Source organism: Thermoanaerobacterium sp. R66 (genome assembly GCF_028895185.1).
Taxonomy (GTDB): Bacteria; Bacillota; Thermoanaerobacteria; order Thermoanaerobacterales; family Thermoanaerobacteraceae; genus Thermoanaerobacterium.
In genome coordinates this window covers 1-26,800 of record NZ_JAEUWW010000002.1, presented here as the reverse complement: position 1 = coordinate 26,800, position 26,800 = coordinate 1, and the positions used below count along the sequence as shown (strand labels likewise).

Genomic DNA, 26,800 nt, shown 5'->3' with positions numbered 1-26,800 from the left:
TGGAGGGATTTGATGCTTATTATACCTGCTATAGATATAATAGATGGTAAATGTGTAAGGCTTACAATGGGCGATTATGAGACAAGCACAGTGTACTATGAAAAACCTGATGATGCGGCGAAGGCTTGGAGAGATCATGGCGCTAAAAGAATTCACATTGTCGATTTAGAAGGAGCAAAAGAAGGACGCCTTGTGAATTTGCGTTCTATTGAAAAAATAAGAAAAGCATTTGACAAAGAGATAGAAGTCGGTGGCGGAATAAGAAACATTGAAACTGTTTCAGAGCTTTTTAATTTAGGTGTTGATTACATTATTTTAGGCAGTGTAGCAGTACACGATAGGCGACTATTATTAGAGATCACTGAAAAATATAAAGATAAAATTATCGTGGGAATTGATGCAAAAGACGGATATGTCGCTACGAAAGGATGGCTTGAAAAAAGCCACATAAAAGATGATGTACTTGCAAAAGAGATTAAAGATATAGGTCTTAGTACGGTCATATACACAGACATTAAAAAGGATGGAATGATGGAAGGCCCTAATTTTGACGCAATAAAAAATATCGTTAATAGTCAGTTGAATGTCATTGCTTCTGGAGGAATTGCCACATTGGATGACATACGGAGATTAAAAGACATTGGAGTATTTGGAGCTATAATAGGCAAAGCTCTTTACACAGGCAGAATAAGTTTAAAGGACGCATTGGAGGTCGTACAATGATTTCAAAGAGGATTATACCTTGTCTTGATGTAAAAGATGGACGAGTTGTAAAAGGTGTGAATTTTGTAAATTTGAAAGATGCCGGAGATCCTGTAGACATAGCAGATGAATACAATAAGGCTGGTGCTGATGAGATAGTCTTTTTAGATATTACAGCGTCTTATGAAAAACGGGATATAATGATAGATGTTGTTAGGAGAACGTCAGAGAAAGTATTTATACCCCTTACTGTAGGTGGAGGAATAAGGACTGTAGATGATTTCAGGCGGATACTGAAGGCAGGCGCTGATAAAATATCAATCAATTCCGAAGCAGTTAAGAATCCAGATCTTATAAAAGATGCCGCAAAGAAGTTTGGCAGCCAATGCGTCGTTGTTGCAATAGATGCCAAAAGAAAGAATGATGGCAAAGGCTTTGATGTGTATATAAATGGAGGTCGTGTTAATACAGGATACGATGTATTAGAATGGGCAAAAAAGGTAGAAAACTTAGGCGCTGGTGAGATTTTGCTTACAAGCATGGATGCAGATGGGACAAAAAATGGATATGATATTGAATTGACGAGAATGGTGGCTGAAAATGTAAGAATACCTGTTATAGCATCAGGCGGTGCAGGCTGCAAAGAACACTTTAAAGAGGTTTTTTTGGAGGCAAAAGCAGATGCAGCATTGGCAGCTTCCCTATTTCACTATGGAGAGCTTGAGATAATTAAGCTTAAAAATTATCTTAAAGATAACAATATACCAGTCAGGATGATTTGATGGAAAGGATCGTGTTTATGTACATTGATGAATTGAAATTTGATGAAAACGGGTTGATACCTGCTATTGTTCAAGATTACAAGACAAAGGAAGTCCTTATGATGGCTTACATGAACAGAGAAAGCCTTGAGAAAAGTTTAGAAACTAAGGAGACGTATTTTTTCTCAAGAAGCAGGCAGTGCTTATGGCATAAAGGCGAGACATCTGGCAACATTCAACACATTAAATCTATCAAATACGACTGCGATGGTGATACGATCCTTATAGAGGTTGAAGCGGATGGACCTGCTTGTCATACAGGCAATAGAAGCTGCTTTTACAGAAGCATTTTAAATCTTTCGGATGATGAAAGTGAATCGATTTTAGATAATCTCTACAGAAGGATCGAAGGTAGAAAAGAAAATCCTGTAGAAGGGTCTTACACAAATTACCTTTTTTCAAAAGGATTGAATAAAATTTTGAAAAAGATAGGGGAAGAAAACACTGAAATATTGATCGCATCAAAAGAAGGTGACAAGGAAGAAATAATATATGAAATAGCTGATTATATTTATCACTTGTTGGTTTTGATGGTAGAAAAAGAAATAGGTCTTAAAGATGTGTATGATGAACTTTCAAGAAGGTATTACAAAACAAATGAATTTCAAGAACAACACAAAATGAGAAAAGAGACAAAATAAAGATGCATCGCAAACTTCCATTAAGTAGTTTGCGATGCATCTTTATTTTCGATTTTGTAGACGTTCCAAGGAATCTTGTCTATCAATTTGTTTTTGTATATTGAATCAGCTCCCATAAATATATAATTCAAATTTTGCGTATTTGGAATGTCAATCTTAATCCAGACTACATTTTTGTTAAAGACTGGATTTGAAATTGGGACATTGTAGATGGAGTTTTTAGCCTTTCTGTACTCGTAAAGTTTTCCGCCTATCAATCCTATATCTATTCTTTTTATATCACCGTTGTAAAATAGCCTCATTTCCAAATGATAAGCTACTTTTTTTGATATAGGTGCCAATGATTTCATTCCTACGTAAAGCTCATTTCCTTTGTAGCAAAATGATGCCATCTCAGTGAGGTCTGCGCTTCTGTATATCTCTTGATTTAATACGCCTCCTGCAGGAACTTTAAACAATGTGTACGGCATTTTCGGCTGATTTAAGTTTGGAAGCGTGCTGACATCCTTTATATCTATTACAGGTTTCGTGCCAAAAAGCTCGTTTTGCCTTACAAATCCCATTAAAAATGGTTCCATCACAGCGATTTGAGATTTGTATTTCTTAAGTGCAACTTCCTTCTTCTGGATTTCGCTCGGCGTCAATTTAAACACCTGCCATTTTGTATTGCTGTCAGCCATATCAACAGGTGGAAGAAGCGGTCTGTTTGGCTCTAAAAGCCATGGGACAGGCCATTGTGGATGATGAATCAAAAACATATGCTCTCGTACATTTAAGTTCATGGCTACGATGGCATATCTTACAAAATTGCTTACAGCCCAATGATCAGGGTGTACGTCATCTGCCATTGGATAATAAATATCTGTAGGATTGAAAGATTTTATAATTTCTTGTATACAATTTTCAAGATTGTTTCCTGTATATGCTATGCCAGGTTTATACACATTTTTATAGGGGGAAAATGCGGATTTTGTTCCGCCACTGATTCTGGGAATGTTATTGTCCCAAAAATCGCTCCATAAAAAACGAGTGCTACCATCAGCAAAACCCAAAAATACTACATCATTTTTTGGAAGACCAAGTTCTGCCATTGCAGCTATGCTTTCACTCTGTCTTTGAAGGCCAAGCTTATAAAAATCTGATGGCGTAGGATTTACATGACCGGTAAGTACGGCAGCAGCCTTTTTGTAGCTATCTCCATTTGTAACTATGACTACTTTTACCGGAATGTTTTGGCTTATTGCTCGCTGTATGACTCCTGCCATCCCTAAAGATTCATCGTCAGGGTGTGGTACAATAACAAGTATCCGTTGCCCAGGATTTTTAAATTCCGGCTCCGGCTTTTTTTCCGTAAGATTTGCGAAGGTGGTCTTTAAATTCATAACATATGATACCAATAGCAATAATACAATTATAGTAATTATTAAATATTTCTTCACCTTCATCGTTTCACACCTCCAATTATGTCATAATTGTAGCATATATTTATTAATAATTTGTTAAAAAATTGAGATTTTATGTGAAAAATTTTTTGTAATGTATAACCATAAGCGTAAAATATTATTTGAAAGAAAATTTTTAGGAGGCATTGGCATGATAGTTGATTTTCATTGTGACACGCTGTACTTGGCTGAAAAATACGGAAGAGATATGACGATAAAAAATACTGATGGGCATGTTGACTTAGTCAGATTAGAAGAAGGATTGGTACATCTTCAAGTATTTGCCACTTTTGTTGAACCAGAATTTATGAAAAAAGATGCTGCAGCAAAAACGTTAAAGATGATCGATAAACTGTATCAAGCCATAGAAAAAAGCGACAGAATCAAATTAATTTTAAGTGGTGATGATATTGACGAAGCAAAAAATAAAAACAAATTAGGCGCATTATTGTCAATAGAAGGCGGTGAAGCAATAGAAAGCGATTTGTCTCTCTTAAGAATGTTTTATAGACTGGGTGTGAGAGCTATGACGCTTACTTGGAGCCTAAGAAATGACATAGGTGATGGCGTATTAGGATGCAAAGATTGCGGCATTACGCAATTCGGTAAAAGTGTCGTAAAAGAAATGAACAGGTTAGGCATGATCGTGGACGTATCACATCTAAATGAAAGAGGATTTTGGGATGTTGTAGATTTGTGTGATAAGCCATTTATAGCGTCCCATTCTGATTGTAAAGCTCTTTGCAATCATCCGAGAAATCTAAGTGATAACCAGATAAAGGCTATTGCTGATAAAAATGGCGTCATAGGAATTAATTTGTGCCCTGATTTTTTGAAAGAAGATGGCAATGCTACAATAGAAGACGTACTTGATCATGTGGAATATATTGCGGAATTAATAGGTGCAGAGTATGTTGGATTTGGCTCAGACTTTGATGGCATAGAAAAAACACCTGTTGGGCTTCATGATGTATCGTGCTTTCCCAAGGTACTTGAAGGACTCAAAAAAAGAGGCTTTAACGATGACGAAATAGATTTAATATCACACGGCAATTTCGAAAGAATAATAAAAGAAATCTTACATTGATTATTTTTACAATAAAAAATAGCCCCGATGATTTAATTGGGGCTTGCATATGTTAAAGGGGGAGTCATTGTTTTGACCAAGAATACATTATACATATAATTCAAATAAAAATCAAGAGGTTATTAAAAAATTATTTGATAAATAAATTTTCAGAAGATTATATTTTAGTGTCAACTTTTATACTTTTTTGTTGAACAATTTAGCTTCAGTAATTATAATAAAAATATAGCACTTTATTGCTGTATAGTGAAAATAAAAATTGGAGGTAAGACAATGAATATCGATATTATAAGAGAAGTAGATCCTGAAGTGGCTGATGCAATTTCTAATGAGATCAAAAGGCAGAAAAATAAAATTGAACTGATCGCATCGGAGAATTTTGTAAGCCCTGCAGTCATGGAAGCGATGGGTTCACCGCTTACAAACAAGTATGCTGAGGGGTATCCTGGAAAGCGGTATTACGGAGGTTGCGAGTACGTGGATGTGGTTGAGGAATTGGCAAGAGAGAGGCTTAAAAAGCTTTTTGGAGCGGAGCATGCAAATGTGCAACCTCATTCAGGCGCTCAAGCCAATATGGCAGCTTATTTTGCATTGATAAATCCAGGTGATACAGTATTGGGCATGAATTTGGCACATGGTGGGCATTTAACGCATGGCAGCAAAGTAAATTTCTCTGGCAAGTTGTATAACATCATACCTTATGGAGTAAGGGAGGATACCGGTTTTATAGACTATGATGAGTTAGAAAGATTGGCAAAAGAGTACAAGCCAAAGCTTATTGTAGCTGGTGCAAGCGCGTATCCCAGGATAATAGATTTCAAGAGATTTAGAGAAATTGCAGATTCAGTTGGAGCATATTTAATGGTAGACATGGCACACATTGCAGGACTTGTAGCGGCGGGACTTCATCCTAATCCTGTAGAGTATTCAGACGTTGTAACATCTACAACACATAAGACTTTAAGAGGTCCAAGAGGCGGCATAATCTTATCTAAAGAGGTTCACGCAAAGGCCATCGATAAATCTGTTTTTCCAGGAGTACAGGGTGGTCCACTGATGCACGTAATCGCTGCAAAAGCGGTATGCTTTAATGAAGCATTAAAGCCAGAATTTAAAGAATATCAAAAGAAGATCGTGAGAAATGCAAAAGCCTTGGCAGATAGCCTTATGGACAGAAAAGTGAACTTAGTTTCAGGTGGTACAGACAATCATTTGATGTTATTGGACTTAAGAGGGACTGGCGTCACAGGCAAGGAATTAGAAAAAAGGCTTGACTATGTAGGAATAACGGCAAATAAAAATGCCATACCAAACGATCCATTAGGTCCTAATGTCACTTCTGGTCTAAGGCTTGGCACACCGGCGGTTACTACGAGAGGCATGAATGAAAGTGACATGGATGTGATTGCTGATATAATCTATAATGTTTTAAAAGATGAAAATTACGTTGATGTAGCTAAAAAGAGAGTAAGTGAACTTCTTGACAAATATCCACTTTATGAATAAGCCTGCAGTTAGGCTTATTTATTTTTACGTGTTTTAGGATTTCTTATGAATGATAGTATCAATGCTATAAGCGGTATGATTATTTGCAGCGGCACATGAATATAAAGCGTCGTCAATTTAAGGCCAATCAGAATGTGAAGTGGGTATGAATCAGCTATTAATATAGATAAGGCGTATACGATAGTGCCCACAGGTATTAGCAAAAATTTATACTCTTTTAAGTTGAAGATCGTCTGTATTGTCTTTATGGCTGCATATGTAAAGACAGTTATTTTTATGACACCTCCTATAACAGTTACTATTGCATAAAATGGGTCAAGATTTCTAAAAGTTCCAAATTTCATTATAAGTGCAAGCTCATAAAATGGGAAATTTGCCCTTGTGGCTTCTGCAACTCCAAGGACTGAAAATATTTCCACTGTGTTTAATGCAAGCCAAAGACCTGTTACTATAACCAATGTAAAGCAGTATTTAGTCAATTTATTTGTGTTAAACTTGAATTCTGGGAACACCATCATAAATGTGATAAGTTCCCCGTATGGAAATGTAAGTATATTTGGGAAAGCAGCTTTTACAACAGGCATAAATCCATTTCCTAGAATGGGGAATATTTTTTTTATAGTTACACAATTTACGCTGAATACGCCAATGAATTGAAAAAATGCCATGATGATAAAAGTAGGCAAAAGGGCGTGTGACGATTTTATCATAACGCTTATGTCGAACATAAGGTAGTAGATGACTACAACTAAAATTGCAATTGAAAAGGCCGATACAGGTGCTTGCTTGTATATGGTGCCTATATTAAGCTCGGCAAAATCTCTTGTGACGCGGGCAGCTATGTACAAGAAGTAAAAGGCGTAAATGGCAGAAAGAACTTTGCCAAATGCCTTTCCAAATGCGGTTTCCAAAATTTGAGGAAGATTTCCATCGTGCATTTTATAAAGGGTTACGTATAAGTAGACCAGTGGCAGTGCAGCGACAGTTGCCAGCAATATGGATATCCATGCGTCTTGCTTTGCAGATGCGCCTAATACAAATAATACAGCACTTCCTAATTCAAATACCAGCATTGCAGAAAAAAGTTCCTTGTACGTTATTTTATTCATTAGTTTCACATCCTAATCTGATATTCTTGCTATTATGTTGTGAACAATTTTGTATTTTTACTCACTTAGTACCATTTTCAAACATAATTTCTATAAAATAAAACAGGTATTTTATTATAGGTATTACCAGCAATGTTGAAACAATGTTAAAAAACATATGGCTATTTGAAATTTGCAAAGATACATTGCCTGGAGTAATAAATTTCAAAAATTTATAGTAATAGTGTGTCAAAGGGAGAAACACGATTGTTCCTATTAGATTAAAAAGCACGTTAAAAATGGCTATTTTCTTTCCTTCTTTGTTTGTGGCTATGCTCATCAATAAAGCTTCAGAACACGTACCTATATTAAGTCCATACACGATGTAGATGGCATTGTACACAGGCATTATTTTAACATTTGCAAGAACTTGAAGCATTGCGATGCAAAATGTGCTGGACTGCATGATAAGTGCCATGATAATTCCAGTTATTATGCCATAAAATGGGTTTTCTGTCATGGCGACAAAATTCTTTATGGCAGAAAAATTTCTAAGTGGTGAAACGGCTATATCGATTATTTTTAGCCCTGCAAAGATAATTCCAAAGCCTAAAAGTATATTGCCTATGAACTTAAGGGTCTTTTGTTTTTGAAATCTGAAAATGGAGCCTAAAAATATCAAGTAAGGTACAGCACTATAAAGGTCAAATGCGTAAAGTTGAACGGCAATTGTTGTTCCGATATTTGCTCCCATTATTATGCCTGCTGCGCTGTACAAGTTTAAAAGTCCCGCATCAGCCATACTGACAGATACTATTGTAATCATGCTGCTGCTTTGCATCATTATAGCCAGAATGAATCCAATAAATATTGATAAATATATATTCCCTGTGTATTTTTCAATAAGTGTCTTAACTCTGTGCTTTGAAATGATTTTTAACGATGAAGTTAAAAATAAAAGTCCAAGGAGAAAAATTGCGATGCCTAAAACTATAAAAAAGATCGTATTTACCATTTCGACCTCCAGCGTTTTTTTAATACATATTTACTTTGATTTTGAAATATTACTACTAAATATGACTTTGTATAAAATGAATTTTTTTCTGGATACTAATTAGTAGTAATAATCATAGAAGGTGATGATATGAAAGCGATAATCATGGCTGGTGGTGAGGGTAGCAGGTTAAGGCCATTGACATGTGGAATTCCTAAGCCTATGGTACCTATGGCCGGGAAGCCAGCTATTTGGCATATTATAAACCATGTTCAAAAGCATGGCATAAATGATGTGGGTGTAACCCTTTTTTATTTGCCTCACAAGATAAAAGATTATTTGTATGAACAATACGGTGACTTGATAAAGTACTATATAGAAGATAAACCTCTTGGGACTGCAGGCAGCGTAAAAAATGCTGCTGAATTTCTTGATGATACATTTGTGGTAATAAGCGGCGATGTGATAACAGATATAGATCTAAAAAAAGCTTATGAATTTCACAAAAACAAAGGTTCGAAAGTGACATTGGTGCTTACAAAAGTAGATATTCCATTGGAATATGGCGTTGTAATAACAGATAATGAGGGAAAAATCGTGAAGTTTTTAGAAAAACCATCATGGGGAGAGGTGTTTAGCGATACTGTAAATACAGGTATTTACATCATAGAGCCTGAGATTCTAAATTTCATACCTGAAAACAGGCAATTTGACTTTAGCAAGGATTTGTTTCCAATGCTGCTTGAAAAAAATGTTCCTGTGTACGGATACATCAGCAACGATTACTGGTGCGACATAGGGAATGGGGTTCAATACCTTAAAAGCCACAATGATCTCCTAAGTGGGAATATCGATCTTGGATTTAAAGATAAGATAATCAAAGATGGGATGATTTTTGGTAAAAATGTGTTTGTATCTCAGAGTGCCAAGCTTGTTCCGCCTTTAATAATAGGCGACAGTGTTATTATAGATGATGGTGCAGTAATTGGGCCAAATGTAATAATTGGAAGTGGAAGCTATGTAGGACCTATGTCAACATTAAAAAACAGCGTACTTTGGGACAATGTAAAGATTGGCAGAAACAACGAAATCAGAGGAACTGTATTTTGCAGTGGAGCAATTACCGAAAATAACGTCAGGACTTTTGATAATTCAATAATAGGTGAAAAATCTAAGCTTCAATCGTTTTGTGAGATTAAACCAAACACGAAAATATGGCCCAATAGAATTATATCAACAGGGAATATAGTGGAAAGAGATGTTGTGTGGGGAAATAATGATGAAGCATCATTGTTTGGAGATAGAGGGATAAAGGGGAACTTGTATGATAATCTTGTGCCTGACAATTTGGTAAGATTAGGTGAAGTAATAGGCAGCGTATTTGATGGAGATATACTTGTGGGATGTGTGGATGATTCTTATGCAAGATTGGCTTTAAATCTTTTAAAAGATGGGATAATATCAGCGGGAAGAAAGGTGTACAATGCTCATTCTACCATATTGCCTGCCATGAGGTATTCTATCAAAAAAAATGGATATAAAGCAGGCGTATTTGTAAAAAAATTAGATAAAAAAGCGGTAAATATTATTTTAATAGATGAGAATGGGTGTGATGTTGACAGAAATGTAGAAAAAAAGGTATTGAATAAATACAAGATTAACGATTATAGTATAGCCTATGTTATAAATGACGAAGTTATAGTAGATGTAAACAAGGAGTACGCTGAAAGTTTATCTTTAAATGGCGATTCATTTGAAAATTTAAATGTAAATTTTATTGGTCAGGCCACAAAAAGTTTATTAAGTGTGTTGAATCAAAATCGCGGTTATGAAAAAGCTGTGGCAAATTACGATATAAGCATTAAGATTTCAGATGATGGGGAAAATGTTGAAATTTATGATGATGAAGGACATTTGCTTGATGAAGATGAATTGGATTATTTGAGGATACTTGTCGGCAAGGAAAATGGGAAAAGTAAGTTTATAATACCATTCAATAGCTCTCAGTTTTTAAGTGAAATGTCGAAAGAGCTTGGCATCGAGACGAAGTTTAGTAAAATCTCTCAGAGCGAAAAGATGAAAAGAATGTTTGAGATTGAAAGCAATAATGGTGATGAGAATTCTCAGTTTAACCTTAGTTTTGACGGCATAAATTTTACATTGAGATTAGTTGAATATTTAAGCAAAAACAAGCTTAAATTGTCTGATTTAAAGAAGTCTATACCACAGAGGGTGAAACTAAATAAAGTGATAAACTGCGATTGGAAGGACAAGGGCTTGATAATAAGAAAGTTTTACGAAAAAAAGGATGAAAAATCGATGTTTTTAGATGGGATAAGATTTAATTATGGCGATGCTTGGGTTTTGTTAGTTCCAGATTCAGAGCTGCCTGCATGCAGAATATATTCAGAGGCTCCCACAAAGGAAAAAGCAGAGTCACTTTTAAACAAGTATGTGGAATGTGTGAATGAAATAATAAAGTCTAAAGACAGTTAATAAAAAATTAATGTCTAAAACATTGCAGATGAACCTAAAAATTGATATAGTTAATATTGTGGAATGATCTGCAATGTTTTTATTTTTGCTTAGAATGGTGATAATATGTCAAACAAATACATATCTGCTTCTGAGATAAATCAATACTTGTATTGCCCATATCAGTGGTACTATGAGAAAAAGTACGGACATAAATATATAAATGAATTGAGAGAAAAAAACGGCATAAGGTATGAAGATAGCAACTTTAAAAAAGGCATTGAGTATCATGAGAAATACTATAGAGATATTGTAAGGTTAAAATACAAGAAAATAGCCATTGCCATATTGATTCTCTTGGCTTTGGTAGCTATTGTAATAGGGTTTTTGAAATGATAGTGTTAAATTTTGTCTTTACACTTTTAATACTTTACGTCATCTTGAAGGAGATTGCAGAAAAAAGACCTCCTTATAAGGAGATGAAAAGGACAATCGGTTTCAAAAGAGGAAAGCTTATATACATAGATAAGCAGGAAGAGGTAAAAAAGGACGGCGTTATGTACAGCAAGCTTTTAAAATCTCCCAAATATGGCATAAGTGGAAAGCCAGATTATATTTACGATGTTGGGAATGAATTGATACCGTTGGAGCTAAAAAGTTCAAAAGCCGAAGGACATTCCCCGTTTTTGAAAGATGTGATGCAATTGACTGCTTATTTTTTGATAATAGAAGAAGAATTTGGTAAAAAAGTAAGACGGGGTAGAATCGTCTATCAAAATACGATGTTTGAAGTATATAATACTAAAGATCTTAGAAGAGAACTTATTAAAATTATAAAAGAGATGAGACTTTTAGAAGAAGAAAAGTTTTTCCCTGATGTGGAAGGGGATTTTCTAAAGTGCAGATTTTGCCCATGTAGAGACACTGTGTGCGAGATATATAAAGGAAGCAAAGTAAAAATCTGATAAGAATACAAAACATCTGAATGCAAAAAATACGTAAGAAGATATTTTTGAAATGAGGATGATAAAATGTTAAAAAAGTTAGGTGTTTTATTTTTTGTCATAGTGATGGCTTTATCGACAGCGTCTTGCAGCTTTTTAAAAACCAAAAATCCAACAAACGTGGAAAAGAAGTCTGTTCAAAAGCCAAGTGTGAATGTGAAGACAAATAGCAGTGTGGCAAGCAATAATGGGAAAGAAAATTCAGTTAAAAATACTTCTAACGATGTTAGTAATGCTAAGACTGCGGAAAACAACACTGTGAATAGCGATGTGTACAGTAATTCTCTGATAAATACACAAGGCCTTGATAATACATTGTACGGATGGGGTATGAGGGTGTTACCTGATCACAAGACGCCTGAGATTACATCGAAAGCTATGAGTCTTATAAAAAAATACGATGGAATATTTACAGGAGACATAACAAAAAAATACGTGTACTTGACATTTGACGAAGGATATGAAAACGGATATACACCAAAAATTCTTGATATATTAAAGGCAAATAATGTAAAAGCGGCTTTTTTTGTAACGGGTCCGTATATTAAAGAGCATGGTGATCTTGTAAAGAGAATGGTGGCTGAGGGACATATAGTAGGCAATCATACGGTAAATCACCCCAGTCTTCCTAAGCTTTCAGATGAAAAAGTTAAAACCGAGATAACTGGTCTTGCTGAAATGTTTAAAGAGCTTACGGGAAAAGATATGCATTATTTGAGGCCACCTATGGGTGAGTACAGCGAAAGGACATTGTATATAGCAAAGTCTTTAGGGTATAAGACGGTGTTTTGGAGTCTTGCTCTTGCTGATTGGCAGCCACTGCCAGGAGGTCCTGATGAAAGCTACAATACCGTTATGGCCAGAATTCATCCAGGAGCAGTAATACTGCTTCATGCTGTCTCAAAAGATGATACGATGGCTCTTGATAGGATATTAAAAGATATAAAAGCGCAGGGATATGTATTTAAGACTTTAGATGATATAAGCGAATAAAGCGAGGGGATAATTTTGAATCATATATTAGAGAGGAAGAATTTTTACATGATGGCTGTTGCGTTCATTTTAAGCTTTGGCGCTATAGCCATCATAATGAAATTTTCGGGGTATCAGGGCTTAAAAGATGTTATGAATATAAATCCTATATACATTGGCATAATGCTGCTTTTTATTTTTTTAAGCTTGATGGTTGATACTTATAGGATAAGGGACTTACTTTTGGCGTTAGGAGAAGATCTAAGCGTTGGATATCTATTTAAGTTCAATTTGGCTACTTTTTTCTTCAGTTATATAACTCCATTTGGTTCAGGTGCACTTCCAATAACTATTTACCTTTTAAACAAAAAAAAGATACCACCAAATAAAAGTCTTATGATTTTTACAGCCAAGATTTTGTTTTCAGGTATTTTTTTCGGCACCATACCTCCTATTCTGCTGATTTTCTTTAGAAAGCAGTTGGAGCTTACACATGCTTTGTCTATATTTGCTATATTGGTTTCATTTATACTTTTGCTTTTATTGATAGCTCTTGTCTATATAATATTGAGGCCAGCTTTTTTGATCTCTGTAGTGAATTTGATTGCTGGCATAAGGTTTTTCTCAGGTGAAAGGTATAAAAAGTTTTTTGAAAATACAAAAACTGAAATTATTGAGTACAATCACAGATTTAATGAACTTTTCATGGTAAGTTCGGGAGGAAAGCTTTTAATATCACAGCTTTTGTATGCTATGCTTTTTTGGACTTTGTTTTACAGCATTGCACCAATTTTGATGATAGCGATGAACATAAAATTCAACATTTTAGCTGTCATATCAAGGCAAATTATATTTTACGATATTCTTGCTTATAATGTGATACCAAGTGGGGCAGGATTTGTTGAAGTTGGCTTTGCCAGCATATTTTCAAATATTGTACCGCACCATTTGTTAGGAGTATTCATAGGCATTTGGAGGTTTTTCACATACTATGTATACTTGATTGCGTCAGGAATAGGATTTTTCTTGATGATGAGAAAAGATAAAGACAAGCCGTTAGGCGCTGAATGATTATTTTAAGTCATTGCGCCTTAAAAAATCTTTTTGTTGACTTTATTCGAAAAAACGAATATAATTAGTTGGGAAGGGTGATAACATGGTAACAATTGATTTGTACGATAAGACGGCTGAGTACTTTAAAGCACTGTCACATCCGACAAGAATTAAGATAATAGAGCTTCTAAGCAGAAATGAGATGTGCGTCTGTGAAATGATGGCTGTTTTGAATCTTGACCAATCTCATATTTCAAGACATCTTATGGTGTTAAGAGCAAATGGGATAGTAAAAGATTCAAGAGAAGGGACTAAGATTTATTATACTCTTAAAAACAAGGACATCGTTAAAATTATAGATGAAGTTAAGAAAATAGTTGGGGAGTAAGCATTTGCTTATCTTATATATTCGAATAACCGAATAAAGAAATAAAAATTGTTCAATTATATGTTTAAAAGCAAATTAGTTATTTTTTTATCAATATAATCTGAAAAACCGAATAAATATATAAAAATAGTGGTGGGAGAGGAGGTGAAAAGCATGGCTAAAAATTGGTATCCAATCATTGACCACGATAAATGCATACAGTGCTATCAGTGTGTTAATTTCTGCAAACACGATGTTTACACAATAGGTGATGATGGTTTTCCGCTTGTAATAAATCCTGACAACTGTGTAGAATTTTGCAGAGGTTGCCAGAAGATATGTGATAACGATGCTATATCTTATTTTGGCGACAATAAATAAGCTTAATTTACAATCTCGCTTAAAGATTTTAAAAAATTATAAATTTAATTGGAGGGAATAATAAAATGAGTAAAAAGGGATTGCTTTTATGTGTATGCCAAGGCACATGTCCTTCATTTCAGGATATGGACACATTCGAAGTTTTAAACACATTGAGAAGAGAAAATATATTTGAATGGGTAGGATTGCACCCACAGCTTTGCGCAGAGGATGGTGACAGGTATTTACGTGAACTTTTGAAAGGTGCAGACATAGATGAGTTATACGTCGCTGCATGCGATCCAGTGATGCAGAGAAAAATGTACAGGGATGCTTTTGACGCAGTAGGATTCGACAGAGAAAAGCATATCGGCATAGAAATAAGAAATATGAACACAGAGCAAGTAATCAATGAGATTAAAAAGGCTGTTAAAGAAAAATGAGTTGTAAAAAATAAGTTATATGTAAAAAAGTGCTGCAGGATTTTTAGATGCAGCATTTTATTTTTTAAGATAATGTAAAGTGAAAGTAGTATGCTATAATATAAAACAAAGATTTTAATATAGTTTAAAAAATTGGGAGGTTGTTAAAATGGCTCATCATCATGAACATGAAGTTAAAACTAAGAAAAGCTTAATAACAACGATGTTTTTGAATTTTTCAATAACAGCAGCAGAAATTATTGGAGGGTTATTTTCAGGAAGTCTATCCCTCATATCAGATGCGCTGCACAATTTTAGCGATGCTATATCTATTATAATTAGTTATTTTGCTATGTTAATATCACAAAGGGAAAATAATGAAAGAATGACGTTTGGATATAAGAGAGCGGAGATTCTTGCAGCTCTTTTCAATTCAGTTGTTTTAGTTGTAATATCTGTATTCTTGTTTAAGGAGGCTTATATAAAGTTTTTCAATCCAGAGCCTATCAATGGAGCTATAATGATTGTAGTCGCACTAATAGGTCTTTTGGCAAATGCACTATCAGTATTTCTGCTTAAAGAAAATGCAGAAGAAAATCTCAACATTCGTTCTGCCTATGTACATCTTCTGTCAGATGCATTGTCTTCTGTAGGAGTGGTCATTGGAGGAATATGTATATATTTTTTTAAAATTTATTGGATAGATCCGCTATTGACGGTTTTAATTGGCATATATATAATTAAAGAAAGCTTTGAAATAATCAACGAATCCGTAAGCATACTTATGCAAGGCACACCTGAAAACATAAATTTAGAAATCGTAAAAAGAGAAATTGAGAAATTACCAAATGTAAAAAATATTCACCATGTTCATGTTTGGCAGACAAATGACGACGATGTACATTTTGAATGCCATGTAAATTTAAAAGATGATGTTAAAGTAAGTCAATCAAAAGAGGTGATGGAACAGATTGAAATTGTTTTAGATGAATTGTTTGACATACACCATGTTACATTGCAGATGGAGTACGAATGTTGTGAAGATGTTGGCTTGATAAAAAAGGTTGATGATACTATTAATTAACACATTTCTGCAATTTAAAGTGGGAGAGGAATGTGATGCGAAATGATAGTCAGTGCTTTTTTGTTTTTAGGCATTATTTCTGGTTTTGTTTTATTTAGAAATTTGAAGGTGCCGTATGACAATCAGCCTCTTGAAAAGCAGTATAAAATTTCTGTCATAATCCCTGCAAGAAATGAAGAGAAAAATCTCCCATATATACTTGAGTCTTTAAAAAATCAGACGTATATGCCTTATGAAGTAATTGTAGTTGATGATTTTTCCTCAGATAGGACTTTTGAGATCGCTGAAAGTTACGGTGTCAAAGTGATGAAAAATACAGAAATGCCAGATGGTTGGACTGGGAAGACGTGGGCTTTGTGGAATGGATATAAAAATTCTACAGGCGATGTATTTGCATTCATCGATGCTGATGTTAGGCTATCTCCCCGTGCTTTGGAGTCATTGGCGAAAGCGAGGGAGAAGGTAAATGGAGCTATATCTGTTGTACCATATCATAGCCCTGAGAAATTTTATGAAAAGCTTTCATTGATACCATATATTTTGGGGATTTTTGCATTTACATCGCCATTTGAAAAATACAATCCACGAAAAGGAATGTATGGCTCTTGTATTGTCGTATCTCGTGAAGATTATGAAAAGGTAAACGGACATCACAGTATAAAGGGAGAGCTTTTGGACGATTTAAATTTAGGAGAGAGATTTACGTCAAATGGTATAAATGTCCAGAATTTCATAGGATACGATCTTATTTCGTTTAGGATGTATCCATACGGTATAAAAAGTGAAGTAGAGGGGTTTGGAAAAGGAGCGATATTAAGCACATCCAAATTAGAAGTTATGACGACAATTTTTATTGCGCTATGGCTTATAGGCTTATTGGCGGTAGAGTTTATTACTCCATTTCTTGCATTTTATAAAAGTGATTTGTTTGGTTTGTTTTTGGTGCTTTACATTATGTACACATTGCAGATAATTTATATAGACAACTGGACAGGGCGTTATGGCATCATAGTTCCTTTATTTCATATATTATCATCGCTATTTTTTATATACATCATGTTTTACTCATTGTACCAAGTTTTCTTTTTAGGATATGTCACATGGAAGGGGAGAAGAATTAAGGTTTAAGGGGGGATTGCGTTGATAATGCTTTTTGTCTTAATAGGATTTCTAAGCGGTTCAATGATGTTTTCGTACTGGTTAGGATTATTGGCTTTAAAAGATATACGTCATTACGGTGATGGAAATCCCGGTGCTTTTAACTTGTGGCATGCGGCTGGATATAAATTTGGTATTTTAGGAGTTGTCCTTGACTTTTTAAAGGGGTACTTTCCATTGTCATTCATGATGGCAAAGGGATACATTAGTGGTACCGAAATAGTTCCTGTGGCTGTCGCTACTATATTAGGTCATGTTTTTTCTCCTTTTCTAAAATGGCGTGGTGGTAAGGGAATAGCTGTTACGTTTGGCGTATGGAGTGCTTTAACATCGTTTAGAGTGTCTATTGCATACGCCGTCATATTGGCGATATTGTATGTCATAGCCGTCATTTTAAACAAGGGAAAAGCTACATCATCTGAACTAGATGGATTGATGGCTGTGGTTGGGATGTTGACTTTGGTATTATTTCTTTATTACAAATCATACCAGATGTATATTTATGATATATGGTTTGCTAATCTTCTCATCATTACATATACAAATAAGGAAAAGCTCTATAAGCTTTATAAAGATTTTTACGAGAAACGTCATGAAAAAAACGCTGTTACGAGATAAGCCAGCAAGAAAACTTGCTGGCTTAAATAGAAAAAGGGTATTGTGGATATGCGTTAATTTAAGTTTATTTCATTATTTTTAATTCTTTTGATGAGTTCTTTAACTTTTGATTCGATTATGTCTCTTGTCTTTCTAAACTCATCTATTGGTTTCCCATCGGGATCATCTAAGCCCCAGTCTTCTTTTAACTTGCAAGGTATATACGGGCATTCTACATTGCATCCCATAGTAATCAAGATGTCCACTTTTGGCGGTATCTCATCTAAAAGTTTTGGATTGTGATTACTTATGTCGATGCCTACTTCTTTCATGACTTCAACCGCATTTGGATTTACCATTTCAGCAAGTTTTGTGCCAGCGCTATAGGCTTCTAATATATCTGACCCTAAATGTTTTGCAAAACCTTCTGCCATTTGACTTCTGCATGAATTTGCTACACAGATGAAAGCTACTTTTACCTTCATACTAAATTCTCCTCTCTTATCTTTCTGTATTTGATTTTTTATTTGTATTCCAGTTGAGCCTTTTCCTAAAATACAATGCTACGTTTACTAACATAAGCATCACAGGAACTTCTATTAATGGGCCAATTACACTTGCAAAAGCTTCATTTGAACTAAGGCCAAAAACTGCGACTGCAACTGCTATTGCCAATTCAAAGTCATTGCTGGCTGCATTTAAACCAACAGTTGTACTTTCTGAATATCCGTATTTTAATTTGTACGACGTGAAAAATCCCAGCAAGAACATTATAATGAAATATAGCGTCAACGGGATGGCTACCATTAAAACTTCCAAAGGCAAAGTTACTATATATTTTCCCTTTAGGGAGAACATAACAATAATCGTGAATAAAAGAGCTATAAGAGTAATAGGACTTATTTTAGGTATAAAATTCTTTTCATACCACGTGTTACCTTTAGCTTTAACAAGTATCAATCTCGATAGAACCCCTGCAACAAATGGGATACCAAGATATATAAGGACAGACGTAGCAATATCTTTTATAGAAATATTTAAATTAATTGCTTTGGTACTAATACCGAAAATCGGAGGAAGTATTTTTATAAATACGTAAGCAAAAATGGAATAAGTGATTACCTGCCATATAGCGTTGAAAGCTACCAAAAGAGCAACAAAATCTCTATCACCATCTGCTAAATCGTTCCAGACCAATACCATTGCAATGCATCTTGCAAGTCCTACCAGTATTACACCTATCATTAGGTGTGGATAATTGTGAAGAAATATAATGGCGAGCAAAAACATCACCAAAGGTCCTATAAACCAGTTGTATAAGATTGCAATTTTAAAAGGTTTTTTTGAAGTTTTGCTTTTTCCTATTTCTTCGTATTTAACTTTTGCAAGTGGTGGATACATCATTAAAATAAGCCCAATTGCAATTGGAATCGACGTTGTTCCTATGCTAAGCTTATTAAGCACATTTGCAAAATTAGGGAAAATGTATCCTATCAAAATACCAATGATCATTGCTAATAAAATCCATACAGTTAAAAACTTGTCTAAAAAAGATAATCTTCTTTTGCTTTCTCTCAATGTCAATTTCCTTTCTTTGTAAATTGTTCGCAAGATATATTGCTTTCCTTATGTTTTTTGTAATTTTCATTGTCTTCTACAAATTTTGGATGATTTCTTAATGTGCTAATAAGGTAATCATACAATAATTTATTTTCTTTTATAAAATTATCATCAATTTTGTAATAAGCCCACTGGGCTTTTTTTTCATATGCTATGATTCCTTCGCTTTTTAGCTTATTTAGATGGCGGGAAACATTTGATTGAGTCATGTTTAAAATGGCTTCTATATCACATACACATAATGTGTCTTGTGATAAGAGGTTAAATATTCTCAATCTGTTTTCATCACATAATGCCTTAAAGACGCCAACAATATTCAATAGCTACCCTCCTTATGATTATATTTGATTATACTCATATTATAGCTTAACAAATTAAAACTGTCAAATTGATATTGATATTAAATACCATGTAAAAGCATAAAATTGATAATATATATCAACTTATTAATTCCGTATATGCTAAAATAAATGAAGATGTGTTGGCATACAATTTGCATTTATAAAATGATAGGAGGAATTGAAGTGGAGAATTTTATTATCGAAAGGATCAAAAATTTTCCCATTATCGCAGCCATAAGAAATTTAGAGGATTTAAAAGATGTTTACTCATCTAACTGTGAAGTAATATTTTTGTTGACAAGTAATATATTGATATTGAAAGATGCAATTGATGACATTAAATCACATGAGAAAACAGCATTCATTCATTTTGATTTAGTAGAAGGGCTTGGTAAAGATTATAAGGCGGTGGAGTATCTTAAAGAAGTAGTAAAACCAGATGGCATAATTTCTACGCGTACTAATATACTTACATATGCTAAGGAGTTGAATATTCCTTGTATTGAGCGCATTTTTCTACTGGATACGCAAGCGCTAAAAACAGGTTTAAATTCAATTAAGCAGATTGAACCAACTGCAATAGAAGTGATGCCAGGTGTTGCACATGATGTGACGAAAAAGCTTACTACGGAAGTGTATCAACCTATCATTGCAGGCGGTTTAGTTAAAACAAAAGAAGATGTGATAAATGCTCTTTCTTCTGGTGCAGTAGCAGTTTCTACAAGCGAAAAAAGTCTTTGGTTTATCGACTGACAAGGAGGTGGTGGTATTGAGAGCATAGATCAGATTTTAGGAAAAATTTAAAAATTTAAACGGAGGGGTTTTTATGGAAATATCATTGTTTGGCAAGATTTTGTCCGAGTTTTTTGGTACCATGATACTCATTCTCCTTGGTGACGGCGTTGTTGCAAACGTTGTACTAAATAAGACAAAAGGTCAAAATAGTGGTTGGATAGTCATAACAGCAGGATGGGCTTTTGCAGTTGCTGTACCTGTGTATATTACGGGATGGATAGGTGGAGCTCATTTTAATCCAGCAGTGACAATATCATTGGCGGTTTTAGGTAAATTCCCTTGGTCGCAAGTTCCGGGATATATTGTAGCTCAATTTTTAGGAGCATTTGTAGGAGCTTTGCTTGTATATGTGGCATATAGAGATCACTTCCATGCTACAGAAGACAAGAATTCAAAACTTGGTGTTTTTTGCACAATTCCAGCCATCAGAAATCTGTTTTACAATTTCTTGACAGAGGTCATTGGAACTGCAATGCTATTAGTTGGAATACTGGGTATAACAAATGAGCACAATCAAGTTGGGGCATTAGGTGCATTCTTAGTAGGTATTTTAATTTGGGTTATTGGTCTTACACTTGGTGGTCCAACAGGTTATGCTATAAACCCAGCGAGAGATTTAGGACCAAGGCTTGCACATGCTGTATTGCCGATACCAGGCAAGAGAGATTCTGATTGGGGATATGGTCTTATTGTTCCGTTATTTGGACCTATAGTAGGAGGTATTTTAGGAGCTTTGATATATCAGGCATTCATAAATATGTTGTAAAATTTATAAAGGATGAAATATAGAATATAGGGGGAACGTAGCATGTCAAAGTATATAATGGCATTAGATCAAGGCACCACAAGCTCAAGGGCAATAATCTTTGATCACAGTGGAAACATAGTTGCATCACAAAACAAGGAGTTTACGCAGATTTACCCTAATCCGGGATGGGTTGAACACGACCCTATGGAGATTTTGGATTCTCAGATAGAAGTGGCTAAGGCGGTGCTTGAGAAAACTGGGATTAAAGCAGAAGACATTGCAGCAATCGGCATAACAAATCAAAGAGAGACGACTGTGGTTTGGGATAAAAATACAGGCAAACCGGTGTACAATGCGATAGTCTGGCAGTGTAGGAGGACTGCACCTATCTGCGATGAAATCAAAAATAGTGGGTTTGACAAAGAAATTCTAAAAAAGACAGGTCTTGTAGTTGATGCTTATTTTTCAGGTACGAAGATAAAATGGATACTTGATAATGTAGAAGGCGCAAGGGAGAAAGCAGAAAATGGCGATCTTTACTTTGGAAATATTGATAGCTGGTTAATTTGGAATTTGACTGGTGGAAAGGCACATGTGACAGACTATTCTAATGCTTCTCGTACGATGCTTTTCAACATATACGAATTGAAGTGGGATAAGGACATATTAGAATATCTTGGCATTCCAGAATCGATGCTTCCTGATGTTAAACCGTCCAGCTATGTATACGGATACACGGACAAAAACATATTTGGCGTTGAAATACCTATAGCAGGTGATGCAGGTGACCAACAAGCAGCACTATTTGGTCAGACCTGCTATGACAAAGGAATGGCTAAGAATACTTATGGAACCGGATGCTTTATGCTTATGAATACAGGTGAAAAGGCTGTACCGTCTAAGAATGGGTTGCTTACCACGATAGCATGGGGCATCGACGATAAAGTTGAATATGCCTTAGAAGGAAGTATATTCATAGCTGGTGCTGCTATACAGTGGCTAAGAGATGAGCTTAAGATAATTGACAATTCACCGCAAAGTGAAGAATACGCTCAAAGGGTCAGTGACACAAATGGAGTATACGTAGTGCCGGCATTTGTGGGATTAGGTGCACCATACTGGGATATGTATGCGAGAGGCGCGATTTTGGGATTGACAAGAGGTGTGAAAAGAGAGCACATAATAAGAGCAACGTTAGAATCTTTGGCGTATCAGACAAGAGACGTCTTAGAGGCTATGCAGGATGATTCTGGCATAAAGCTAAGTGCATTAAAAGTTGACGGAGGAGCATCAGCAAATAACTTCTTGATGCAATTCCAGGCAGACATACTTGGCGTGCCTGTAGATAGACCTACTGTCATAGAGACGACTGCATTAGGCGCATCATATCTTGCGGGTATTGCTACAGGCTTCTGGAGCGGCAGAGAAGAAGTAGCAAAGAATTGGGGCGTTGACAGACATTTCGAGCCTAATATGGACGATGAAACAAGAGAAAAACTTTATGCGGGATGGAAAAAAGCCGTAGAAAGGTCTATGAATTGGGCTAATTAAGTGGTATAATTAAATTGATAAACAAAAGATACAATTGAATATTAGGATGGCGGAGAATAGGAGAGCCATATATAACCGGAGAGCCGGCTATATATGGCTTTGTCTTTTTTTAAGATTAATTTTGGTAGCTGAAAGGGATGGTAAAATGTACGATGTCATAATAATTGGCGGCGGTGTAGTAGGTTCATCAATTGCCAGAGAATTATCTAAATACGACATTAAAGTTCTGCTTATAGAAAAAGAAGATGATGTTGCGTCAGGTGGTGCATCAAAAGCCAATAGTGCCATACTTCATGCTGGATACGACCCAGTGCCTGGCACATTGAAAGCCAAGCTAAATGTAAGAGGAAACGAAATGTTTGATGAGCTTTGCAAAGATTTGGATGTTCCAATGAAAAGAGTTGGTTCACTTGTTGCCGCATTTTCACAAGATGAAGTAGATAGCCTTTATAAATTGTATGATAGAGGGCTAAAGAATGGCGTCAAGAATATGTCTATTATATCTTCAGATATGGTTAAGGAAATTGAACCAAACATAAACGACACAATTGTTGCTGCTTTATATGCAAAGACAGCAGGCATTATATGTCCTTACGGTTTTGTAATAGCTTTGGCTGAAAACGCTGCACAAAACGGCGTCGAATTTGTATTTAATCAAGAAGTCGTATCTATAGATAGAGAAGACGATGTTTTTAGGGTAAAAACGCAAGACAGTGAGTATTTTAGCAAATACGTAGTAAATGCGGCGGGGCTTTATGCAGATGTGATAAACAACATGGTAAGCGATAAACATTTCTCGATTCATCCAAGAAAAGGCGAATATTTGATTTTAGATAAAGAAGAAGGTTATTTGGCAAATACAGTTATATTTCAGGTTCCTACAAAGATGGGGAAAGGAATACTGGTGTCGCCAACTGTTGATGGAAATTTGCTTATAGGGCCTACATCTGAGGATATAATCAATAAGGAATTTCGAAAGACTACTTACAAAGGATTGGAGAAGGCCATAAAAGGTGCCAAAAAAAGCGTTGAAAAATTTAACGAAAGGAAGACGATAACACAATTTACTGGCGTAAGAGCTGTGCCAGATGTGGATGGGGAAGATTTTATTATAGGCGAATCAGATGTTAAAGGGTTTATAAATGTAGCAGGCATTGAATCACCTGGTTTCACATCATCACCAGCAATTGCGGAGATGGTAAGAGAAATTCTTAAAGATGCAGGACTTAAAATGGCTGAAAAAGATAATTTTAATCCCAAGAGAAAGCCTGTCATCCGCTTTAATGAATTGACAGATGAAGAAAGAAATGAACTGATAAAGAGAGAGCCTGCTTATGGAAAGATCATTTGCAGATGTGAAACAGTTACTGAAGGTGAGATAATTGATGTCATAAGAAGACCTGTTGGAGCAAAAAGCATTGACGGCGTAAAGAGGCGTGTTAGAGCTGGCATGGGCAGATGTCAAGGTGGATTTTGCAGTCCCAGAGTGTTAGAGATTCTGTCAAGAGAGCTTAATGTAGATCCCCTTAGTGTCACAAAGTTTGGCGGCAATTCAAATATTTTAACAGCCAAAGCGAAAGAATACGTCGCAAATTTGTACAAAGAACTATTAAAAAGCGAGGTGTAGATGATGATGGAATACGATATAGTAATAATTGGTGCAGGTCCTGCAGGACTTGGAGCAGCAGTTGAAGCGTATGAAAAAGGTGTAAGAGACATTTTGATAATCGAAAGGGACAGCTATCCAGGAGGAATACTTCAGCAGTGTATACACAATGGATTTGGACTTATCGAATTCAAAGAAGAATTATCTGGTCCGGAATACGCAGAAAGATTTATAGAAAAGGTAAATAAATATGGGATAAAGATTATGCTTAATACGATGGTATTAAACATATCAAGCGATAAAGTAGTTAAAGCAGTAAATCAAGAAAATGGCGTCATGGAGATTAAAGCTAAGGCGATAATACTTGCGATGGGCTGTAGAGAAAGGCCAAGAGGGGCAATCAGCATACCTGGCACAAGACCTGCAGGGATATTTACGGCTGGGACGGCACAAAGGTATGTAAATATGGAAGGATACATGCCTGGCAAAGAGATTGTAATATTGGGTTCTGGCGATATCGGACTTATAATGGCCAGAAGGTTTACACTTGAAGGTGCTACAGTAAAAGCCGTTGTTGAACTTATGCCTTATTCCAGTGGACTTACCAGAAACATTGTTCAGTGTTTAGATGATTTTGGCATACCGCTTCTTTTAAGTCATACTGTGATAGAAATACGCGGCAAAGAAAGAGTTGAAGGCGTGACGATAGCACAGGTAGATGAAAACAAGAGGCCAATATTAAACACGGCTAAATACTTAAGTTGTGATACTTTAATATTGTCTGTAGGTTTGATTCCTGAGAATGAACTGTCAAAAAGCGCAGGCATAATATTAGATCCCGTTACTGGGGGACCGCTTGTGAATGAAAGCATGGAGACGAATGTGGAAGGGATATTTGCCTGTGGCAATGTGTTGCAAGTGCACGATCTTGTGGACAATGTTACAAAAGAAGCAAGGCTGGCGGCTGATTCTGCAGTAAAGTACATTAATAATATGTTAATAAAAGAAGGCCGATACATCATTGCGAAAGCTGGTTCAGGCATTAGATATGTGGTGCCGCAAATAGTAAATTATGAGAATATAGATGCAAAAGTTAAATTTCACATGAGGCCTACTGATGTGTATAAAAATGCTTATATCGCTGTGAAATCAGGCGACAGAGATATAGTCAGGAAAAAAATGCAGAGGCTAACACCAGGAGAGATGATATTAATAGATGTGCCAAAGGAAAAATTTTTAAGAGATGATCTATCTCCTGCAGATGAAATCACATTCGAAGTAGAGGTGGTGTAAAATGATAAAAAAGGAGTTAACATGTATTGTCTGCCCTAATGGTTGTCGCTTGGTTGTGGAAATTGAAGAAAATAAGATCGTAAATGTCAGTGGATACGAATGCAAAAGAGGCTTAAAGTATGCTGAAGATGAGATAGTTGCCCCCAAAAGGACTCTGACTACAATAGTAAAGGCTGAAATGGGTCATCTTCCAGTAGTTTCTGTCAGGACTAAAGAGCCAATTCCAAAAGAGCTTATCGGCAAAGCCGTATTGGAGCTATCTAAAATAACTTTAAAGCCACCGATTAATGTAGGAGATGTCGTTGTCAAAAACATCTTAAATACTGGTGTAGATGTTATTGCAACGAGAAATCTTTACAGCAAATAATTGTTTTTGGTTTATCAATTATGATACATTTTAATGAGGAAGGAATGCAAAGTATGGAGAAAATTTGTGAGAGAATAAAGTCTCCAATTAATATACACTCGCAAATATCTGCAATGATAGTCAGGAGAGTAAATGACGTATGCAAAAAGGACAATGTCAAAGTTATGCTTAAAAAAGCTGAAAGCGCAAGGCTTGTGCCTGCCAATAGCATGCTTTCCATGATAACTTTTTTTGCATCAGAAGGCGATGATATCGATATAATCGTAGAAGGAGATAACTGCATTTCTTCAATGGAAGAGATTAAAAAGATTTTTTTAGTGGATTTAAAAAAGGTAAATGACGAGAGTGGAACATATGAGCTTTTAAAGAATACGTCTATTGCGTACGAAGAAATATTTAACTCCATTGCAGTTGGCATAATTGCTACGGACGATAATGGAATCATAACTATATTTAATAAGGCGTCTGAAAAAATAACAGGCTTTAGCCTTGATAAGGCAATTGGCAAAAATATAAGTGAGGTTATGACAGATATAGATGTAAGTCAAGTCTTAAAATATGGAAGTGAGTTTTTAAACAAAAAATACGTCATAGGTGAAAAGACGCTTTTTTTAAACATGACTCCTATTTATGCTGGAGGCAACATTACTGGATCATTGGTGGTATTTCAAGATTTTCCGCAAATCGAGTACCTTGAAGGAGAACT

General features: G+C 35.4%; 29 protein-coding genes. 23 read left to right on the top strand and 6 right to left on the bottom strand.

Features of this window, described 5'->3' with window-relative positions; genetic code table 11:
• Positions 1 to 12: 12 nt before the first annotated feature.
• From hisA to hisIE, 3 genes are read left to right on the top strand one after another with little or no spacing between them, the layout of a single operon-like run.
• Positions 13 to 723: a 1-(5-phosphoribosyl)-5-[(5-phosphoribosylamino)methylideneamino]imidazole-4-carboxamide isomerase gene (gene hisA, locus JJQ93_RS12875; RefSeq protein ID WP_274894125.1), complete on the top strand. Its 711-nt coding sequence runs from the start codon at positions 13 to 15 to the stop codon at positions 721 to 723.
• Positions 720 to 1,484, top strand: coding sequence for an imidazole glycerol phosphate synthase subunit HisF (hisF, locus tag JJQ93_RS12870; RefSeq protein ID WP_274894124.1), 765 nt, complete (start codon positions 720 to 722; stop codon positions 1,482 to 1,484). The genes hisA and hisF overlap by 4 nt, the downstream gene beginning before the upstream one ends.
• Positions 1,484 to 2,164 (top strand): bifunctional phosphoribosyl-AMP cyclohydrolase/phosphoribosyl-ATP diphosphatase HisIE, encoded by a 681-nt coding sequence (hisIE, locus tag JJQ93_RS12865; RefSeq protein WP_274894123.1) that lies wholly within the window; start codon positions 1,484 to 1,486, stop codon positions 2,162 to 2,164. The genes hisF and hisIE overlap by 1 nt, the downstream gene beginning before the upstream one ends.
• A 20-nt stretch (positions 2,165 to 2,184) precedes the next feature.
• Here the strand turns inward: hisIE and JJQ93_RS12860 are convergent, their stop codons facing one another.
• Complete coding sequence (locus JJQ93_RS12860; protein ID WP_274894122.1) at positions 2,185 to 3,609, bottom strand: PIG-L deacetylase family protein; 1,425 nt, start codon at positions 3,607 to 3,609, stop codon at positions 2,185 to 2,187.
• 148 nt (positions 3,610 to 3,757) lie between these two features.
• Here JJQ93_RS12860 and JJQ93_RS12855 point away from each other — a divergent pair, with 148 nt between their 5' ends.
• Positions 3,758 to 4,693 carry a dipeptidase gene (locus tag JJQ93_RS12855; protein WP_274894121.1) on the top strand — a complete coding sequence of 312 codons (936 nt, stop codon included), beginning with the start codon at positions 3,758 to 3,760 and terminating at the stop codon, positions 4,691 to 4,693.
• A 273-nt stretch (positions 4,694 to 4,966) separates the two neighbouring features.
• Positions 4,967 to 6,199, top strand: a complete 1,233-nt coding sequence (gene glyA / locus JJQ93_RS12850) for a serine hydroxymethyltransferase (protein WP_274894120.1) — start codon at positions 4,967 to 4,969, stop codon at positions 6,197 to 6,199.
• A gap of 14 nt (positions 6,200 to 6,213) precedes the next feature.
• On the opposite strand, the gene JJQ93_RS12845 is transcribed toward glyA, so the two are convergent.
• Both JJQ93_RS12845 and JJQ93_RS12840 read right to left on the bottom strand, forming a co-directional pair.
• Positions 6,214 to 7,308: a GerAB/ArcD/ProY family transporter gene (locus JJQ93_RS12845; protein ID WP_274894119.1), complete on the bottom strand. Its 1,095-nt coding sequence runs from the start codon at positions 7,306 to 7,308 to the stop codon at positions 6,214 to 6,216.
• A 61-nt stretch (positions 7,309 to 7,369) separates the two neighbouring features.
• Positions 7,370 to 8,302 carry a Na/Pi cotransporter family protein gene (locus tag JJQ93_RS12840; RefSeq protein WP_274894118.1) on the bottom strand — a complete coding sequence of 311 codons (933 nt, stop codon included), beginning with the start codon at positions 8,300 to 8,302 and terminating at the stop codon, positions 7,370 to 7,372.
• Positions 8,303 to 8,431: 129 nt separating this feature from the next.
• On the opposite strand from JJQ93_RS12840, the gene JJQ93_RS12835 reads away from it, so the two are divergent.
• From JJQ93_RS12835 to JJQ93_RS12785, 11 genes are all read left to right on the top strand, one after another.
• The gene (locus tag JJQ93_RS12835) at positions 8,432 to 10,777 is read left to right on the top strand and encodes a sugar phosphate nucleotidyltransferase (RefSeq protein ID WP_274894117.1); all 2,346 of its coding nucleotides are present in this window, start codon (positions 8,432 to 8,434) and stop codon (positions 10,775 to 10,777) included.
• A gap of 105 nt (positions 10,778 to 10,882) precedes the next feature.
• A complete protein-coding gene (locus JJQ93_RS12830; RefSeq protein ID WP_085112352.1) occupies positions 10,883 to 11,152 on the top strand; it encodes a hypothetical protein in 270 nt (89 codons plus the stop codon).
• Positions 11,149 to 11,721 carry a CRISPR-associated protein Cas4 gene (gene cas4 / locus JJQ93_RS12825; RefSeq protein WP_274894116.1) on the top strand — a complete coding sequence of 191 codons (573 nt, stop codon included), beginning with the start codon at positions 11,149 to 11,151 and terminating at the stop codon, positions 11,719 to 11,721. Before JJQ93_RS12830 ends, cas4 begins: the two co-directional genes overlap by 4 nt.
• Positions 11,722 to 11,787: 66 nt before the next feature.
• Complete coding sequence (gene pdaA, locus JJQ93_RS12820) at positions 11,788 to 12,753, top strand: delta-lactam-biosynthetic de-N-acetylase (RefSeq protein WP_274894114.1); 966 nt, start codon at positions 11,788 to 11,790, stop codon at positions 12,751 to 12,753.
• 15 nt (positions 12,754 to 12,768) lie between these two features.
• Positions 12,769 to 13,803 (top strand): lysylphosphatidylglycerol synthase transmembrane domain-containing protein, encoded by a 1,035-nt coding sequence (locus JJQ93_RS12815; protein ID WP_240495811.1) that lies wholly within the window; start codon positions 12,769 to 12,771, stop codon positions 13,801 to 13,803.
• 85 nt (positions 13,804 to 13,888) lie between these two features.
• Entirely contained in the window at positions 13,889 to 14,173 is a 285-nt protein-coding gene (locus tag JJQ93_RS12810) for an ArsR/SmtB family transcription factor (protein WP_085112350.1), read from the top strand.
• Between the two features lie 153 nt (positions 14,174 to 14,326).
• Entirely contained in the window at positions 14,327 to 14,533 is a 207-nt protein-coding gene (locus JJQ93_RS12805) for a 4Fe-4S dicluster domain-containing protein (protein ID WP_014758088.1), read from the top strand.
• 65 nt (positions 14,534 to 14,598) lie between these two features.
• Positions 14,599 to 14,955 carry a heterodisulfide reductase subunit A-like protein gene (locus JJQ93_RS12800; protein WP_274894113.1) on the top strand — a complete coding sequence of 119 codons (357 nt, stop codon included), beginning with the start codon at positions 14,599 to 14,601 and terminating at the stop codon, positions 14,953 to 14,955.
• Between the two features lie 148 nt (positions 14,956 to 15,103).
• Positions 15,104 to 16,018, top strand: a complete 915-nt coding sequence (locus tag JJQ93_RS12795) for a cation diffusion facilitator family transporter (protein ID WP_085112346.1) — start codon at positions 15,104 to 15,106, stop codon at positions 16,016 to 16,018.
• 42 nt (positions 16,019 to 16,060) lie between these two features.
• Positions 16,061 to 17,146: a glycosyltransferase family 2 protein gene (locus tag JJQ93_RS12790; RefSeq protein WP_085112345.1), complete on the top strand. Its 1,086-nt coding sequence runs from the start codon at positions 16,061 to 16,063 to the stop codon at positions 17,144 to 17,146.
• 18 nt (positions 17,147 to 17,164) lie between these two features.
• Positions 17,165 to 17,794, top strand: coding sequence for a glycerol-3-phosphate acyltransferase (locus JJQ93_RS12785; protein ID WP_464852089.1), 630 nt, complete (start codon positions 17,165 to 17,167; stop codon positions 17,792 to 17,794).
• Positions 17,795 to 17,847: 53 nt separating this feature from the next.
• Here JJQ93_RS12785 and JJQ93_RS12780 read toward each other — a convergent pair whose 3' ends face one another.
• From JJQ93_RS12780 to JJQ93_RS12770, 3 genes are read right to left on the bottom strand one after another with little or no spacing between them, the layout of a single operon-like run.
• On the bottom strand, positions 17,848 to 18,258 hold the full coding sequence (locus JJQ93_RS12780) for an arsenate reductase ArsC (RefSeq protein WP_085112343.1): 411 nt from the start codon (positions 18,256 to 18,258) through the stop codon (positions 17,848 to 17,850).
• Positions 18,259 to 18,274: 16 nt separating this feature from the next.
• Entirely contained in the window at positions 18,275 to 19,351 is a 1,077-nt protein-coding gene (arsB, locus tag JJQ93_RS12775) for an ACR3 family arsenite efflux transporter (RefSeq protein ID WP_085112342.1), read from the bottom strand.
• A 2-nt stretch (positions 19,352 to 19,353) separates the two neighbouring features.
• Positions 19,354 to 19,713, bottom strand: a complete 360-nt coding sequence (locus JJQ93_RS12770) for an ArsR/SmtB family transcription factor (RefSeq protein WP_085112341.1) — start codon at positions 19,711 to 19,713, stop codon at positions 19,354 to 19,356.
• Positions 19,714 to 19,917: 204 nt separating this feature from the next.
• Here JJQ93_RS12770 and JJQ93_RS12765 point away from each other — a divergent pair, with 204 nt between their 5' ends.
• The 7 genes from JJQ93_RS12765 to JJQ93_RS12735 form a co-directional block, all read left to right on the top strand.
• Positions 19,918 to 20,487 (top strand): glycerol-3-phosphate responsive antiterminator, encoded by a 570-nt coding sequence (locus JJQ93_RS12765; protein ID WP_085112340.1) that lies wholly within the window; start codon positions 19,918 to 19,920, stop codon positions 20,485 to 20,487.
• A gap of 73 nt (positions 20,488 to 20,560) precedes the next feature.
• Positions 20,561 to 21,295 carry an MIP/aquaporin family protein gene (locus tag JJQ93_RS12760; protein WP_085112339.1) on the top strand — a complete coding sequence of 245 codons (735 nt, stop codon included), beginning with the start codon at positions 20,561 to 20,563 and terminating at the stop codon, positions 21,293 to 21,295.
• A 42-nt stretch (positions 21,296 to 21,337) separates the two neighbouring features.
• Complete coding sequence (gene glpK, locus JJQ93_RS12755; protein WP_085112338.1) at positions 21,338 to 22,828, top strand: glycerol kinase GlpK; 1,491 nt, start codon at positions 21,338 to 21,340, stop codon at positions 22,826 to 22,828.
• A gap of 145 nt (positions 22,829 to 22,973) precedes the next feature.
• Positions 22,974 to 24,455: an NAD(P)/FAD-dependent oxidoreductase gene (locus tag JJQ93_RS12750; protein ID WP_274894138.1), complete on the top strand. Its 1,482-nt coding sequence runs from the start codon at positions 22,974 to 22,976 to the stop codon at positions 24,453 to 24,455.
• A gap of 3 nt (positions 24,456 to 24,458) precedes the next feature.
• The gene (locus tag JJQ93_RS12745; RefSeq protein WP_274894111.1) at positions 24,459 to 25,727 is read left to right on the top strand and encodes an NAD(P)/FAD-dependent oxidoreductase; all 1,269 of its coding nucleotides are present in this window, start codon (positions 24,459 to 24,461) and stop codon (positions 25,725 to 25,727) included.
• A 1-nt stretch (position 25,728) separates the two neighbouring features.
• On the top strand, positions 25,729 to 26,094 hold the full coding sequence (locus tag JJQ93_RS12740; RefSeq protein ID WP_274894110.1) for a DUF1667 domain-containing protein: 366 nt from the start codon (positions 25,729 to 25,731) through the stop codon (positions 26,092 to 26,094).
• Positions 26,095 to 26,147: 53 nt separating this feature from the next.
• A partial coding sequence (locus JJQ93_RS12735; RefSeq protein WP_274894109.1) for a PAS domain-containing protein occupies positions 26,148 to 26,800 on the top strand: 653 nt, incomplete at its 3' end.